This window comes from Bacteroidota bacterium, from assembly GCA_016713925.1.
Classification (GTDB): Bacteria; Bacteroidota; Bacteroidia; order AKYH767-A; family OLB10; genus JAJTFW01.
The window spans coordinates 380040-397709 of record JADJOH010000008.1 but is presented as its reverse complement, the minus strand read 5'-3'; the positions used below and the strand labels follow the sequence as shown (position 1 = coordinate 397709).

The window sequence follows — 17670 nt, the reverse complement described above, 5'->3', positions numbered from 1 at the left end:
TAAAATCAAAATGGAGCTAAAAAATCACAATCTTACTGAAACTCATTACAAGGATATCCTCTTTGAAAAGCGCCCTTGTTTGAATGCTAGTGGTGCAGCGATCGATGGATTATACAATGCATGGATCATACTAAATAACCCTGCTCAATTTAATTCATACACAACGAATGCTGTTAAAGAAATAATACTTGCATTCGGAGAAAGTTCTAATGACCGAAGTGTAGTTGCTGTTGTTTTTACTGCTGTAGGTGACAAAGCATTTTGCACCGGCGGCAACACAAAAGAATATGCGGAGTACTATTCCGGCAATCCGCAGGAATACTCACAATATATGCGGTTATTCAACGATATGGTCAGTGCCATACTAAAATGTGAAAAGCCTGTTATCTGCCGCGTGAATGGGATGCGTATTGGTGGTGGACAAGAAATTGGTATGGCCTGTGATTTCAGCGTTAGCAGTGATATGGCCAGATTCGGACAAGCGGGTCCAAAACATGGCAGCTCCCCGATTGGAGGGGCTACCGACTTTCTACCTTTGTTTATGGGTATTGAAAGAGCAATGGGTTCTCTCACGCTTTGCGAACCCTATTCAGCACATCAAGCATATTACTTCGGTGTGGTAAGTGATATTGTGCCTGTACTTAAACACAATGGAAAATTTATTGCTAATCCCATGGTGATAACAGACCGGTTGACTGATGAATATGGTAAGCTCATTTTTGGCAATCAAAAATCAGGTGACGAGTTGAAAAAAGCAAAAGAACTTATCGCCACGTGCGAAACTGATTTGAGCTTGTTGGATAATGCCGTGCATAGTTTAACTTTAAAAATACTGCATACTTTTCCAAACTGCACAATGAAAACCATTTCCGAAGTCCGAAAGTTTAAACTCGAGCATTGGGACAAGAACAAAGAGAGTAGCCGCGAGTGGCTTGCATTGAACATGATGACTGAGGCAAAAGCGGGCTTCAAGGCTTTCAACGAAGGACCGAAAAACAACAGGGAAATTGACTTTATTAAGCTTCGTCAATTGCTAGCCAAGGGTAAAGTTTGGGACGATGAAATGCATCAATTAATCTCTCCACAATATTTAACTGAAAAAGCATGAACAAAATACTCATCCGGTACACGCATGAAAATACGGTTGCCCGAATCCTTCTGAACGATGGTAAAGGAAATATTCTTGATCATCTCATGATGGAGGAATTGCAGACTCTCTTAAACGACTATAAGAACAGACCGGAACTCAAGCTAATACTCTTTGAAGGTGGGGGAAAACATTTCTCTTTTGGTGCAAGCGTAGAAGAGCACACAAAAGAAATGGCTCCTACTATGCTTCGCGGATTTCATCAATTGTTTTACTCGTTGCGTGACCTTGCCATTCCAACAGCCTGTCTCATCAGTGGGCAATGTCTGGGCGGTGGTCTTGAATTGGCATTAATGTGCAATTTTATGTTTGCAGATAAAACGGCAAAACTGGGTCAACCGGAAATTATCTTAGGTGTATTTCCTCCTCCCGCTTCTATTATACTACCGGAAAAAATAGGGCTGGCAAGAGCAGAAGAATTCCTTCTTACAGGAAAAACTGTAACGGCTGATGAAGCGAAAGCTATGGGCTTACTAAATGAAGTTTTTGCAGATAAAGAAAGTATGCTGACCGAAACCGAAAAATGGATTGAAACTAATTTCATACCAAAAAGCGCTACCTCCTTGCGGTATGCTGTGAGGGCTGCAAGAGTGAAATTCAATCATGTATTATCGAACTTCCTTCCGCAATTAGAAAATTTATATGTAAATCAACTCATGAATACGCCGGATGCCAATGAAGGCATTCAGGCCTTTCTTGAGAAAAGAAATCCGATATGGGAATCCTATAAAATTGAAATAAAATGAAAGCTATACACACCGTTGGAGTAGTTGGTGCCGGTATTATGGGTTCTGCATTGGCTCAGAAATTTATTCAGGAAGGATTCCGAGTCATCCTTGCTGACCGGGATGAAACCTATGTATTGCAGGGGCTGAAAAGAATTTCGGATATGTTGTCGGATGGCGAAAAGAAAAAAGTTTTTACAACAGAACAGGTTCGAACTTTCCTTGACCGCATCTCCACTACCACCTCACTTGACAAACTTCAAGAATGTGACCTCATTGTTGAGGCTATTTACGAGGACTTTAACGCAAAGTGCGATTTACTTAAAATTCTAAGTTCATTTGTTTCACCCACAACCATACTTGCTACAAATACATCATCGTTTTCCGTTACAGATCTGTCAGCATTTGTATCATACCCGGAACGCTTCATCGGTTTACATTACTTCTATCATGCTGCAAAAAACAGGCTGGTTGAAATAATTCCCGGTAAGCATACTCATCCAGCCACTTTAAACAGTGTAAAAAAATTCAGTGCTCTTTCCGGAAAAGATGCCATTATTACTAAAGATAAATATGGATTTGCCATCAATCGATTTTTTGTGCCTTGGTTAAACGAAGCGGTGAAACTTCTGGAGGAAGGAATAGGTACGATCGTTGAAATAGACACGATCTGTAAAAAGACATTTGGAATAGGCATGGGACCTTTTGAATTGATGAATGTTACAGGAATACCTATTGCACTACATGCACAGAAAACATTGGAAGCATTTGGAACATCCTACAAGGTGTCCGCTTTACTGGTAGAACAAGTGAAGAAAAAACTGAATTGGAATATTCCGGCTGCAAGGACTCAAATAATTAACGAAGACATTGAGCGGAAAGTGGTTTTACGAATGACAGGGGTAGTATTTTTTATTTGTTCTCAAATCCTTGAGGAGGGTGTCTGCTCTGCTACAGATCTTAACAAGGGTGCAAAAATTGGACTTAAATGGAGGAAAGGGCCGGTTGATTTAATGATTAAAGCGGGCACAAAAGAAGTAGAACAGATCGTGGATACTTATGCACGACAATATGGTGTTAAACCACCCATTGTATCTTCAGATCTTTGGAAACAAGAATTCATTTTAATTAATAAAATCGGAGGGCATGCCATTCTCACTTTTAACAGACCAGAGGAGCTCAATGCACTCAATGAAGAAGTAATAAAACAGTTGGAGGCTTGCTTTTCAGAAGCCGAATGGGATCCTTCTATTCACACGATATTTATTACCGGGACCGGAAAGGCCTTTGTGGCAGGTGCTGATATTAAATTTTTCGTAAAGAATATTAAAAATCATTCACTGGAAAAAATCATAGATTTTACCCGATTCGGGCACTCTGTATTCGAAAAAATAGATGTTTCATCAAAAAAGGTCGTAGTCATCTTGAATGGGCTGACACTTGGAGGCGGACTTGAACTCGCCCTTTGCGGTGATGTTATACTTGCTGTGGATAAAGCAACCATGGCATTCCCTGAAACAGGAATTGGAATATATCCGGGCTTAGGAGGAACCCAACGTACACAGAAGCGTATTGGTAAAGGACTCACTAAATATATGATCTTGACAGGCAAGACGCTTTCTGCCAAAGAAGCGGAAGAGATTGGAATAGTTGATGCTATTATTTCCGCTGAAGATTTGTTTGATATTACAGAAGGAACAAAGCCGATTCCCACCAAAATGATAAGGACTTTACCGGCCAAATGGAAAGCATATGCCGATTTGTTTTCCGAAAATTCATTCACCTCCATCATATCCCACCAATGCCAAAATAGTAGGATAGAGCAAACTGAACTTAATCATATTGGTAAACTGATGGGATATAAAGCACCTATCGCCATGCACATTGCTGAAGAACTTATTGAAAAGGGAATGGGACCTTCGTCCGAACTTGACAAATTGAATTCCATCTTCAGTACAAACGACGCCCTTTTGGGACTCAGTTCAATTGGGACCAAAGTTGTATTTACCGGACAATGAAAACGAATGAGCGTTTGAATCCACCTGAATTTTCAGCCATTTTCCTGATGGCCGGTAATTCAACACGCTTTGGAAAGACTAAAGCCTTTCTAAATTTCAATTCAAGCCAAAGTTTCCTGCAAAAACTGGTGAATGAATATATCGCTGCCGGAATTACTGAAATCCTATTAATTATCAATGATCGTATTGCTCATGAGACAAAAGAGCAGATTGCGAAAATTGGAGTGACAAAAGAAGTTACAATTTTAATAAACACCCATCCAGATCAAGGGAAGTTATCCAGTGTACTTCTTGGTATAAAGGCCATCCAATCAGGCAACAGTATTTTTTTGCAAAATCCGGACAATCCATTTACTACAAAATCCTTACTGGAGCAAATGATGAATGCCAACCGGAAAGGAAAATATATCGTACCTGTTTACCATGGTAAAAACGGACATCCTGTTCTCCTCTCTTTTGAAATGGCATCTCTTCTGTTTAATGAAAAGGATATGAATGCAAATATGCAATTGCTCTTACCAAAAAGTTCACGCATAGCAGTAGAGACTGACGACAAACAAATCCTTGCCAATATCAACACCATTGAAGAATACGGGAAATACTTTCAACATGAATGATGTCTTGGAAAAAGCTGATCAAGCTGTAAAACGCCGCGAAGCAATTGCCCTGTGCACAGTTGTTGAAACCGTTGGTTCAGTACCCATGAAGCCCGGCGCTAAACTTTTAGTATGGCAGGATGGAAGGAGCTATGGAACCATTGGAGGAGGAAATGTTGAAAAACAAGTAATCGATGATGCTGTTCAACTCATTTCACATGCTAAGTCTGAAACAAAAGAATACCATTTGCTTGCTTTAAAAATGTGCTGTGGTGGAACTATGAAAATATTTATCGACTCCCTACCTGTTAATCGACAACTACTGGTTTTCGGAGCAGGTCATATTGGAAAACATATCATAGATTTTGCAAACAAACTGCATTTTCAACCGATGGTGATTGATGAACGCGATGAATTTATCAATTCCATACAATTGCCGGCGGCTTCAAAACTGTCCTTATCGCATGAAGCGGCATTACCACTTCTGGTGTTTGATAGACATACCTACATCGTAATTTGTACACATCAGCACGAATATGACCGGGCTATTTTGTCCTATTGTATCCAAAAGCCACATGCCTATCTGGGTATGATTGGCAGTCGTCGAAAAGTGATTATTACCAAAAAACAATTCCTGCAACAAGCCATATGTACCGAGGAGCAATTGAACAAGGTAGATATGCCAATGGGATACGATCTGGGACAAAACAATCCGGCGGAAATTGCGTTAGGTATCATCGCCAAAATTCTTGCTACTGCAAATGGCAAGTCTTTAAATTCATTTACACAAAACAAAAATCATCATGAAACCTATAGCGATAGTGACAGGTGCGGCTAGTGGCATTGGGAAAGCCATTGCCTGGCGCTTAAAATGTGATGGTTTCTTTGTCGTTTTGGCTGATGAAGATGAAAACAAAGGACGTCTACTGGAAGATGAATGGGGCAAGGAACATTGTACATTCATCTATTGTAATATTACTGATGAAGTGTCTGTTGAAAAATTAATATCGAATACCGTTCAGAGCAATAATAAAATTGATGTGTTGGTTAATAATGCAGGTATCATCAGAGACCATGTCATCTGGCAAATGAGTACTGAAGATTTTGATAAGGTAATTGATGTAAATTTAAAAGGCACCTGGCTCATGTGCAGATCGGTTTCAAAAATTATGAAGGAACAACGGCAGGGACGAATTATAAATATTGCCAGCCGAGCCTGGTTGGGTAACCCCGGTCAATCTAACTATGCCGCTTCCAAAGCAGGAGTTATTGCCTTGACGCGGGTACTTGCCTTAGAACTTGGAAAATACAATGTCTATGTAAATGCTGTGGCACCGGGATTAATTGATACACCACTCACGCGAACGCTGAAAACGGAAGTATTGCAAAAACTGATTGAAGCACAACCCACAAAGAGTATTGGTCATGTAAACGATGTTGCCCATCTCGTTGCCTTTCTGGCTTCTCCGGAAACACATTTCATTACCGGCCAGACCATGTATGTTGATGGCGGCAAAAGTATAGGTGCAGGAATTTAAGGAGAAGAAATTGTTATGCGTAAATTCTCAGAAGTATCGGTCAAAAGGGCTGACCAACCCAAAGTCGGAAATGCATAAACCGACACCAAATAAGAGAAGGCAAAGGGACGCTGAAAACTGTTTAGAGTAAGCATTGATTTAAAATTTTGAAAAATGAAAAAAATAATTATCACACTTCTATTGACGCTAACAACAATTGTTGGTTTTAGTCAAAACATAACCTATTCAAAGGATTATAATGGAAATACAGTTGCAAAAGACCAATATGGAAATATTATTGCGACAGGTTCAACTAATTACAATGGTGATTTTGTTTGGAAAGACAAGTACGGAAATGTTATTAAAACAGAATCCAAAGATTACAATGGAAACACTGTTACTAAAGACAATTACGGTAATAGACAAAGTACGCAATCCACTAATTATAATGGAGACGAAGTAGTAAAAGATTCTTTTGGAAATATTTTATACACATTATCAGAAGACTATAATGGTAACATTGTTAAAAAAGACAAGTACGGAAATAAGTTAGGTACCTATAAGAAAGAGTATAATGGAAATTGGGTGTTTTATCCAAATTAAAAAAGAGATTATAGCAAAGACACAAAAAAATAATGGTACTTACACAATGGACAGTCAATGGTGTTACTAAATTAGAGAAAATGGAAAAAGGCAACAGACCAACAGGACTAATTGCTTACGAACTCGGCAGAAGCGAATATGTAATTCGTTCAAAAGCAAATGAACTTGGAATTTCCCTTAACCGACAAATAAAAGTCTATATTACAGACGGAAAAAATAAATCTACGCATAACAACAGCAGATTTGCAATAGGCGGGGTTTCGTGGTCCGCAGTCACATTTGTACAAAGTGGAAGTACAGGTCTCCGAATAAACATTTGTGGTGAAAATCCCACCCATCGTAAATCTGCAAAACGTTTGAATAATTAATTACACTGAAAGTAAAAAAAGTAATCCTATTCCGTTTGAGTGATGCCATAAGCAAATAAAAAACATAAGCCAAAAACATTCCGTAAAATGAAAATTCTTCACCTCACCGTTAACAGCAAAGAGTACACCGTTATTGCGAATGAGCATGACATGCTGTCAACTGTCATCAGGGAGAAAATAGGACTTACAGGAACCAAAATTGGTTGTTCACAAGGAAGTTGTGGAGCTTGTACAGTACTCGTGAATAACGAAGCCGTACTGAGCTGTATAACACCGGCCTTTCGCTTCGACCATGCGGAAATTACCACAATAGAAGGCTTATCACAAAACGGGGAACTTCATGCATTACAAGAGAAATTTGTAGAAAAGGGCGCCATCCAATGTGGCTTTTGCACACCCGGAATGATTATGACCTCGTTAGATTACATTCATAAACATCCTTCAACAACCAAGGAACAGATAAAGGAATCGTTAAGCGGAAATGTATGTAGATGTACGGGATACAAAAAAATAGTTGAAGCGGTGACCGCGTATGTACAGGATTTGCAAAAGGAAATACAATCCAACAATCTGAATAAGGAAGCCCCTTCCACACACGGAGTTGGAACGGGTCGTCCTTCCATTGAAGCCGGCAGGAAGGCGCAGGGAACTGCCGATTATGCGGATGATTACATGGTAAAAGATGCATTACATGTAAAATTTGTAAGGAGTTTATATCCTCATGCGTACATAAAGAAAATAGATACTGATAAAGCGGAAGATATTAATGGAGTACGTTACATTGCTGTTGGCCTAGAGCTTCCGGTAAAATTCGGTGTGCTACCCATCTCACAGGATGAGCCGGCAATGGCAATAGAAAAAACAAGATACATTGGTGAAATAGTTGCCGCAGTAGCAGCAGATACTGAATCAATTGCCGAAGAAGCCTGCCGTCTGATAGAAGTGCATTACGATCCTATCAAAGCCTATCTTACCATCGACGATTCATTAGCAGATGCCGGTGAAAATGAAAGAATACATTCCTATGGTAAACTAAACAATAATATACATAAAAAAGCAGAGCTCCGTTTTGGAAATCAGCAGGAAGGATTAGAGGAGGCAGAAATCATCAGTAAGATGAGTTTTGAAACGGAAGGTGTCAACCATGGATTTACAGAACCACATGCTGCTGTTGCCTGGTGGGATGAAAATGGACTGACAATGGTTTCCTCCACTCAGGTAACGCACTATCTTCACCGTACACTTGCAAAAACACTTGAAGTTCCACTTCATAGAGTGCGGGTAATCAAACCACATGTAGGCGGCGGATTTGGAGGTAAAGGAGATCCTTTTCCTCATGAAATTATTGTAGCACATATCGCTCGTAAAACAGGAAAGCCGGTTAGGGTGAAGCTAACCCGTGAAGAGGTGTTTTTGACCAATCATGGTCGGCACCCATCCCGGTTAACTTTACAATTAGGTGCAGATAAAGAAGGTAATTTTAAAGTGCTCGATGCGGATATCGCCATTGATGGAGGGGCTTACGGAAGTTTCGGTGTAGTTACTTCTTATTATAATGGTGTTTTATTACAGGCGCCTTATAAACTCGACAATTTCGGCTTTAGAACTTTTCGTGTATATACCAACAAACCGCAATGCGGTGCAATGCGTGGACATGGAGCTGTTAATTCCCGTTTTGCTGTAGAAAGTCTGATCGACGATATTGCTCACCGGCTCAAGATGGATCCGGTACAGATACGCATGAAAAATTTTTTGAATTCAAATACACTAACGGTAGGCCAGTACCGAATAACATCCAACGGCAGCCGCGAGTCCCTTCAAAAAGTGGCAGAACAATCTTCATGGGATACGCGTCACGGGAAAATGGAATACGGCCATGGCCTCGGCGTGGGTTGCGGATTCTTTATCAGCGGCAGTGCGTTGCCTATTATTTGGAATGAACTTCCGCAATCAACGGTGCACTTAAAAGTAGATTTTGACGGAAGGGTACTGATCACATCCGGTGCCAATGATATTGGACAAGGAAGCGACACAATGCTAGCCATCATTGTAGGCGAAGTCCTGGGCATTTCTCCTGATAAAATAGTTGTAGTGGCTGCAGACACGCTTTTAACACCTGTTGATTTGGGTAGCTATTCTTCCAGGGTAACATTCATGGCCGGCAATGCAGCGAAGGATGCAGCTGAAAACCTTAAAAAAGAAATTATCAGTGCTATTGTCGTGAAAAAAGGAATAGCGCCGGAAGAACTGAACTTCTCCGGTAACTGCATTTTCAGCAATGATAAGTCCATCCACATGGAATGGCTTGAAGCCATTGAAATCCTTACAGCCGGCCAAGGAGCAGTCAATGTAAGCGGTAAATATATTTCACCAAAGTTGGGCGGCGATTTCAAAGGTGCAGGTGCCGGATTGAGTCCCTCCTATTCTTTTGGTGCTTGTGTTGCAGAGGTAAAAGTAGATCTGGAAACCGGACATGTCAAACTATTACAGGTGTGGGGTGCGCATGATTGTGGCAAGGCCTTGAATCCTCTCGCTGTGGAAGGACAGCTCGAAGGTTCCTGGCATATGGGTATTGGACAGGCGATGTGTGAAGAGATGAAATATTTTAATGGCCTGCTTGTTAATAATAATTTCCTCGACTACAAAATTCCCACTACACTTGACACCCCTGAATTCAGTACGAATATTATAGAATCAATTGATCCGGAAGGACCTTTCGGTGCAAAAGAATGCGGTGAAGGAGCTTTGCATCCGGTTATACCTGCAATAGCCAATGCCATATATGATGCAGTAGGAGTTCGCATCACACGGTTACCTATACGTTCTGAAGACGTACTGCATCTGATGAAGAAAAACGAGATTGCTCAACGTGAAATAAGTTGAATATGTTAAAGCAGGAGAAATATATACGAACCACTTCGGTGCAGGAAGCGATTGAAATCGGATTAGCACACATTTCTTCCTTCCGCTATTTAGCGGGTGGGACAGATGTGGTCGTAAATAAATTTCAAGGAAATGAAACTGCGCCTTGCCTGATCGACCTTACCGGAATTAAAGAGCTAAAGGAGATAAATGTTACCGGTGATTCTATTCGTATCGGGTCCTTAGTCCGTTTGGATGAATTAGCGGATACTTCCGAAATTGTAGCCCACTTCCCTGCTTTGATTACTGCGGCAAAATCTGTCGCTTCACCCGTCATCAGAAAAACAGCAACTTTAGGTGGAAATTTACTATGTGAAAACCGATGTGTTTTTTACAATCAGAGTGAATGGTGGCGAAAAGCAGTTGGATTCTGCCTTAAATGTGATGGTGACATTTGCATAGCTACAGGCGGTAAAAAAAACTGTTTCTCAAAAATTGTATCCGATACTGCTCCTGTTTTGATTGCCTTGAATGCGCATATTGAAATCGCTGAAAAGGACGGAATAAAAATGGTGCCCTTACAACAACTTTACACCGGCAATGGAATCAATCCACGTGAAATCAGTAATCATTCTATCATTACATCCATACACTTGAAACTTAAACAAAATATCAACTGTGTATTTAAAAAACTTAGGCCACGGGAAGCAGTTGATTTCACTTCATTAACAACTGCAGTATCTATCGATGATAAAGAAAAAATACGCATTGTATTAGGTGGAGTAGATCCCGGTCCGGTGCTCATTGAAGCTGCCTTACCAATGAATTCAGAGGAAATCATTAAAGTCGCAGTCAAGAAATGCAGGATTGTGGATAATGACTATTACACAAGAGGATACCGAAAAGAAATGATACGTGTTTTTCTTCAACGAAGTTTTAAAGAATTAAATATCAACTAAAAATATTCAATACTATGAACAAAGCCATACAAATGCTGTTTGAAGAACATTCAAAAATAGTGAATGCCATTGATAGTATTAACCGAATCAAGCCAATGATTCAATCAAATCCCAATCAATTTTATGAACTGACCACAGAGCTCCTCCACTTCTTCCGGAAATATGCTGATGGCTATCATCATCACAAAGAAGAGATCATTCTCTTTCCCTTGATGAACAAGAAAAATGAATTACTTGCCGAAGGCGTGGTGGCAGAGATGTTTAGCCAGCACGAAGAATTCAGGGAGATGATATCCAACATTGAAAAATCACTGAACGAACGAAATTTCGAAATCAGCCATAAACTATTGGTGGAGTATACAGATGCACTACTGGATCATATTGCAGTTGAAAACGAAGAAGTGTTTATGATTGCTGAATCCTTGTTAACAGATGCGGAGCTAGAAAAAATGTATTTCGATTTTCAGGATACGGACCGACAGTTGGGAACAGGCTTAAAAGCGGAATGGGAAGAATGGGTGGAATCACTGCGAGGCAAACTACACATGGCAGAATAGTCCACATTACAAATAAACGAATTCCCTTCGATGGATGAAAACATCCTTTGCTTCATTGGTGAAAACACCAACCTTACTTTGTGTGTGACAGTTAACAATCAACCGCATTGTGCAAACTGCTTTTACGCATTCTGCGAAGAAAATACGACATTAGTGTTTAAATCTGACCCACAGACTTTGCACATACAACTTGCACTTAAAAATCCACTATTAGCCGGCACCATCCTTCCCGACATGCTGAACATTAAAGCACTACGCGGAATACAATTCAAAGGATATTTGATTTCATCGGAACAGATTACAGATGTACAAACTACCTCTTTTCAGGAAATCTATTACAGTAAATTCCCCTATGCCATCCATCATCATGGTGTAATTTGGGCTATTCGTCTCCTTGAAATTAAAATGACTGACAACACTCTGGGATTCGGAAAAAAACTGCATTGGAAAAGGGCATGAAGCATTTAAAGAATTGCTGATACCGACTCCAATGCCCAATAATCAAAAAAATATCTCCACATCCCTTCTTGGAGCAAGGTTTTAATATCCACTCTTCATGAATCATTCTCCCTCCTCATTTTCAGCTTTCCCTTTGAAAGAACTGCAATCGGCAACCGACAACCTCTATACTTAATGTAAATTCTAAAACCATCCACCCTTCACCCCGGGTGATATTAATCATAAAAATAGATCTTGCAATTCTCAATAATATTTCCCATATTTCGCGTTGAAATCCCTTAGATGGGTTCTTATTAATTCAGAAAGCTCGACTCCCTGTGAACAAGTTGTGGTGGAAAGGTTTTGCCTTTTAGTTCTTTTTTAAAATTTTTTATTCCATTTTTCAATGCCAATATTTTTTTATAAAGAGTCAACATCAATTAGAAAAACAGGCCTCATAGCTATTTAATTAAAATTATTACCATTGTAATAATCCACTAAATAAAACAACATGAAAGCACAAACATATTTCAGAAAGATGTGCCGGGAGAACTTTAAAACTAAATTGATAGGCGTTTTCCTGTTGCTATTAACCGGACCCATACATGAAGTATTCGCCCAGCTTCAACCATGGAAAGACGCTTTGTCTGAAAATTTTGTACGGGAAGAAAACACCGTCACACCTGTTAGATTTCGGCTGGTAGAGCTTGACCTCCCCTTCCTTAAAACGATATTAAGGAAAGCTCCTCTTGAGTATTCGGCAAATGCAGAAGCTGAAAAGCTGATGATCGAATTCCCCATGCCGGACGGAAGAAATGTGCTTTTCAGCGTAATGGAATCACCGATCCTGGAGCGACCGGAAAAATATCCCTATATTAAAACATATATCGCCACGTCTACAGATGCTACCATGCGATTTGATCTTACTCCCTCGGGCTTCCATGCTATGATAAGTTCATCTGAATATGGAACTGCATATATTGATCCCTGTTCATCAAAAGGTGGAAACCAATATTACTCTTACTATAGAAAAGAGCTTCCTGCTTCTCCGGTGTTATCGCGATGTTTGAACGACGAACAAATGAACCGGCATGATTATATTAGAACTAATCGAAAAAATAAAAAATCATCTGAAAAAGAACCTCATCAAAATCAGGAACGAAGTTCAGGCACTCAGCTGAGAACATATCGGCTTGCAATGACAGCAGACACCTCGTACTGCAATTATTTTGGCAATACAGATTCTGCCATTATGTCCAATATTGTAATTGCTATAAACCGGGTGAATCAAGTGTATGAATCTGAAGTTGATATTCGGTTTATTATCATCGGCAATAACGATCAATTATTCTTAGATCCCCCACTTGGGCTGGGTGCTCCAACAACCGCTTCACTTTTAAGAAATCAGGTAATTACTGATTCCATTATTGGTACTGCCAATTACGATATCGGCCATTATTTCACAATAAGCACCGGAGGTTTAGCTTACCATGGCGTCACATGCAGTCCCGGTTGGAAGGCACAAGGGGGTACCGGTCGTCCTATACCGGTAGGTGATGCCTTTTTTGTGGATTATGTTTGTCATGAGATGGGGCATCAAATGAACGCACATCATACCTATAATCAGATTTCAGGAAATTGCGTGATTGGCCAATGGATATCAGCCACTGCCTTTGAACCGGGAAGCGGAAGTACGATCATGAGTTATGCCGGCATATGTAGTGCTGCTAATCTTCAGCTAAACAGTGATCCTCATTTCCATACCGGAAGTTTCGATGAAATCATTACTTATACACAAACAGATTCCGGAAATACCTGTGCTTCCGTCATTGCCACAGGCAACACTCCTCCTGCACTAATTTCCGGTATTGACTACAGTATTCCGACTGAGACACCCTTCTTTTTGAGCGGAACAGGTTCAGATGCTAATGGCGATGCCATCACGTATTGTTGGGAAGAAATTGACACCGGCCCAAATGGTGTATGGAATATGCCTTCAGGGAATGCTCCGGCATTCAGATCATTTTTACCAACAGCAGATTCGGTCCGAATATTTCCAAAAATAGAAGCACTAGTTCGTGACACCACCTATATTGGTGAAATACTTCCTTCCTATGCACGAATATTGAATTTCAGACTAACGGTGAGAGATAACCGGGCAGGCGGAAGTGGCGTAACGTATAATGATGCTCCCAAATTAGTTTCACTAGTAACAGGAGGTCCTTTTCATGTCATGGTCCCAAATGTTTCCATGAATTGGAAAGCAGAAAGTATAGATACTGTGAAATGGAACCCGGGCATCAGCATTGTTGCGCCTGTCAGTTGTGCCCTGGTTGACATCTACCTCTCTGTGGACAGCGGATATACCTATCCTTATTTGCTAAAATCACATATCCTAAATGATGGCATTGAAGCAGTGCTTGTGCTTGATACGCTTACAGATAAAGCCAGAATCAAAGTTCAATCGGTTGGAAATATCTTCTTCGATATCTCCAATAAGAATTTTTCAATTATAAACAACCCTATAGCAGTATCGGCTATAGTTACTCCTGTCTCCTGCTTTGGTCTCGGTAACGGAACTATTGACCAAACTATCAGTGGGGCCTTTCCTCCGGTTACACATCATTGGAGTAATGGTGCCATTTCGGAAGACATCGGTGGGTTAGCTCCCGGCTTCTATACCGATACCATACAAGATGGTTTTGATGAAAAACACATCATCTCCTATTATATTACCGAACCTTCGTTGTTAATGACTACATGTACTTCGACAGCAGCTACCTGCTCTTATCTGGCAGATGGAAATTGCAGCTCTATCACCAGCGGAGGGTCCGGCCCCTATTCTTATCTTTGGAGCAATGGAGATACTACAGCCATTGCAGATGCTTTGATGGCCTCAACCTATTCTGTTATTGTCACTGATATAAATGGCTGCACCGTATCCTGCAGTACTACGGTAAGTGCTCCGCCTCCCATTGTTGCAACCATTTTAGGCATTGATCCCATTCCTTGTGCTGGAGGGCATGGTTGTGTAATGGTGAGTGCTTCCGGTGGTATTCCACCCTATTCCAACACGGGTACGCTCTGCGGCCTCTTTGCCGGGCATCATGATATCATTGTAACCGACGTTTCCGGTTGCGCTTCCTTACCTGTGGGTGTGGATTTAGTGGAACCCAGTATGCTTTCACTGGTGCTCACACAACTCGCTCCCATATATTGTCATGGCAATACCACCTGCATCAATATAACACCAACCGGAGGTACTCCGCCATATGTTCCTTATCCATTCCCGGTAACTTTATGCGGAGTTCCGGCGGGAGTGCATTTTTATAATATTGTAGATTCAAAAGGTTGTATTGGTGTTTCCAGTATTTCCATAGCTGAACCACCTGAATTAATTGCTGCCTGTGGAGGACAAGATGTAGTTTGTCATGGTGATTCGAATGGGGTGGCTTTTGTGCTGTCATCCGGTGGTACTCCTGCTTACACCTATGCGTGGTCGGAAGGAAGTACAAGTCCGGGGATTAGTTCCCTCGCTCCCGGAATCTATAACGTGACGGTTTATGATGTATTTGGATGTTATAGCAACTGCAGTTATACGGTAGATGAACCCGATGCACTAGTTTTAAATTGTACAGGTAGTGATCTGCTCTGTAGTGATGACGATGACGGTACTGCATTCGTGTTGGCCACAGGCGGAGTTACTCCTCTTGTTTATGATTGGGAAAATGGAAATACAACACCGGGAATATCCGGGCTCGTCAAGGGAAATTATACAGTTGTTGTTAGTGATGCCAATAACTGCATAGACAGTTGCACAGCGATAATTACAGCTCCCGATACATTGATTGCTATGTGCACTGTTACTGCTGATGAATCCTGCCCCGGTGATGCGAATGGTGAAATAGTTGTAACAGCTACCGGTGGCACCGCCCCTTATGGAGGTACGGGAACATTTAACAATCTTGTACCAGGTCCCTATACATACATGGTAACCGATAACAATTCCTGTCAGGCTTCCTGTACTTCTATTATTTCTACTTTATTCTCGGTTTCTGTAGCTCCAACTTCGGTTACAAGTGATGCCATTGCCAATACGGCTTGTTCGGGAAATTCAGTGACACTCACAGTTCATAGTGGTTCATTGGGCTCCGGTGCTTCATGGCAATGGTATAAATCCGGTTGCGGCTCCGGCCTGCCTATTGGTAGCGGGAATTCCATCTCCGTCCTTCCTGTCTCCGCCGGAGCGCATCATTATTATGTACGTGCAGAAGGAGTTTGTGATACCACATCCTGCGCTTCTATTGTGATCACAGCTGTTTCTTCTATTACCCCATTCTTAATATCGGGCATTGATTCCATTTGTACCACTTCGACACTTCTTATAGGTTACAGCGTTTTGCCTTCAACCACAGGAACAACTTATTTATGGACGGCACCGGTAGGAGCTGTCATTACCGGTGGGCAGGGGACAGGGCTAATTTCTGTCAATTATACTTCTTCAGCAATCGCGAATGGGATTAATGGACCACTGTGCGTCACCGCTACCGGAGCCTGTTACGATACGCTTTCAAGTTGTATTTCTTTAAATATTAATTCAGTGATCCCGGTTACACCTCCCTCTATCAGCGGCCCATCCAAATTATGTCCGGGAGATATAGCCACCTATTCAATTGCTCCTGTTTTTCGTACGAATCAATACAAGTGGAATCTTCCGGGAGGGATGACTTTTCTTTCTAATGAGCATGCCAATATTATTTCTGCTGCAGCCGGTCCATCTTATACCGGCGGAACTTTATATGTAACGGCTACGAATAGCTGCGGACAGAGTCCGACAAGGGCTAAAACACTTTTATTTAATTTGCCTTTACAACCAAAACCCATCACCGGCATTACTGCGGGTCTTTGCGGAATCAGTGGTGCTGTGTTTTCAACTGTTGGGGCATCCGGTGCTACTTCCTATAGCTGGACAGTACCTCCTGCACTAACTATTATAGGAGGCGCAGGAACTGCTACCATTACAGTCGACGCCTTACCTTCTTTTACAACGGGGACGATCACTGTAGCAGGAATGAACGCCTGCGGGATCGGAACATCCAGAACATTAAATAGTATTGGAGCACCGCCCAAACCCTCTGTCGTTTCGGGAGACATTACGATTTGTCCGGGGCAAAGTGGAGAACTATACGCTGTGGCCACTGTGCCCTCCACGAGTACGTATGAATGGGTCGTGCCCGGTGGTGTTGCCATTGTAGGAGGACAAGGAACTAAATTCCTCACCGTAAATTACAGCACAACTCCGGCAACAAGTCAGGTTATTTCCGTGAGAGGTATCAATTCATGTGGAACGGGAGCATGGAGAAGTCTGTCGGGCATATCCATTGATTCCGCTTATTGTGGTGCTAAGATGAATGGATTTATTGCAGCGAATACACTTCTCCCAATGGAAATATATCCGAATCCGGCTTCAAATCATTTCATCATCCAATTTATTTCAACTGAACGAAATAACTATTTGCTGAAAATCAGTGATGTCAGTGGCCGGACTTTGTTTACCCATTCTGCCTATTCCAAAGAAGGAGATAACAAGCTGGAGTTCTTTAATGACTTCCTGACAACAGGTTGGTATATGGTAGAATTACACACACAGCGATCTGCGCAAATTGGTAAACTATTGATAGAATAAAATCACCTGATCAAAAATCAACACGCTCTTTCTTGCAAAATAAATGGTAAGTATGGTCATTCCATTCTTACTCTATCGCCAAAATAAATAAACTAAAAATCGGGTCTTCATACATTGCTATAGTAATCAAGAGTATTTCGTTATAAAACAAAATAAAAAACCAATGAATAGTGGCTACTTACTATTTCTGATAT

The 17670-nt window shown here is 41.1% G+C and carries 13 protein-coding genes; all 13 read left to right on the top strand.

The window, feature by feature from the left end; all coding sequences use genetic code 11:
- Positions 1-10 precede the first annotated feature (10 nt).
- The 13 genes from oah (at position 11) to IPJ86_15955 (ending at position 17476) form a co-directional block, all read left to right on the top strand.
- On the top strand, positions 11-1108 hold the full coding sequence (gene oah / locus IPJ86_16015) for a 6-oxocyclohex-1-ene-1-carbonyl-CoA hydratase (protein ID MBK7888727.1): 1098 nt from the start codon (positions 11-13) through the stop codon (positions 1106-1108).
- Positions 1105-1893, top strand: a complete 789-nt coding sequence (locus tag IPJ86_16010) for an enoyl-CoA hydratase/isomerase family protein (GenBank protein MBK7888726.1) — start codon at positions 1105-1107, stop codon at positions 1891-1893. The genes oah and IPJ86_16010 overlap by 4 nt, the downstream gene beginning before the upstream one ends.
- Positions 1890-3890, top strand: a complete 2001-nt coding sequence (locus IPJ86_16005; protein ID MBK7888725.1) for a 3-hydroxyacyl-CoA dehydrogenase/enoyl-CoA hydratase family protein — start codon at positions 1890-1892, stop codon at positions 3888-3890. The genes IPJ86_16010 and IPJ86_16005 overlap by 4 nt, the downstream gene beginning before the upstream one ends.
- Positions 3887-4507 (top strand): NTP transferase domain-containing protein, encoded by a 621-nt coding sequence (locus IPJ86_16000; protein MBK7888724.1) that lies wholly within the window; start codon positions 3887-3889, stop codon positions 4505-4507. Before IPJ86_16005 ends, IPJ86_16000 begins: the two co-directional genes overlap by 4 nt.
- The gene (locus IPJ86_15995) at positions 4500-5324 is read left to right on the top strand and encodes an XdhC family protein (protein MBK7888723.1); all 825 of its coding nucleotides are present in this window, start codon (positions 4500-4502) and stop codon (positions 5322-5324) included. The genes IPJ86_16000 and IPJ86_15995 overlap by 8 nt, the downstream gene beginning before the upstream one ends.
- Entirely contained in the window at positions 5290-6024 is a 735-nt protein-coding gene (locus IPJ86_15990) for an SDR family oxidoreductase (protein ID MBK7888722.1), read from the top strand. The genes IPJ86_15995 and IPJ86_15990 overlap by 35 nt, the downstream gene beginning before the upstream one ends.
- A 153-nt stretch (positions 6025-6177) precedes the next feature.
- Complete coding sequence (locus IPJ86_15985; GenBank protein MBK7888721.1) at positions 6178-6606, top strand: hypothetical protein; 429 nt, start codon at positions 6178-6180, stop codon at positions 6604-6606.
- Positions 6607-6638: 32 nt separating this feature from the next.
- Positions 6639-6974, top strand: coding sequence for a hypothetical protein (locus IPJ86_15980; protein ID MBK7888720.1), 336 nt, complete (start codon positions 6639-6641; stop codon positions 6972-6974).
- A gap of 87 nt (positions 6975-7061) precedes the next feature.
- Entirely contained in the window at positions 7062-9857 is a 2796-nt protein-coding gene (locus tag IPJ86_15975; GenBank protein ID MBK7888719.1) for a molybdopterin-dependent oxidoreductase, read from the top strand.
- Positions 9858-9859: 2 nt separating this feature from the next.
- Positions 9860-10795 carry an FAD binding domain-containing protein gene (locus tag IPJ86_15970; protein ID MBK7888718.1) on the top strand — a complete coding sequence of 312 codons (936 nt, stop codon included), beginning with the start codon at positions 9860-9862 and terminating at the stop codon, positions 10793-10795.
- A 14-nt stretch (positions 10796-10809) separates the two neighbouring features.
- Complete coding sequence (locus IPJ86_15965) at positions 10810-11352, top strand: hemerythrin domain-containing protein (protein MBK7888717.1); 543 nt, start codon at positions 10810-10812, stop codon at positions 11350-11352.
- 30 nt (positions 11353-11382) lie between these two features.
- Complete coding sequence (locus tag IPJ86_15960; protein ID MBK7888716.1) at positions 11383-11811, top strand: hypothetical protein; 429 nt, start codon at positions 11383-11385, stop codon at positions 11809-11811.
- Positions 11812-12301: 490 nt separating this feature from the next.
- Positions 12302-17476 carry a T9SS type A sorting domain-containing protein gene (locus IPJ86_15955; protein MBK7888715.1) on the top strand — a complete coding sequence of 1725 codons (5175 nt, stop codon included), beginning with the start codon at positions 12302-12304 and terminating at the stop codon, positions 17474-17476.
- The last annotated feature ends 194 nt before the right edge of the window (positions 17477-17670 follow it).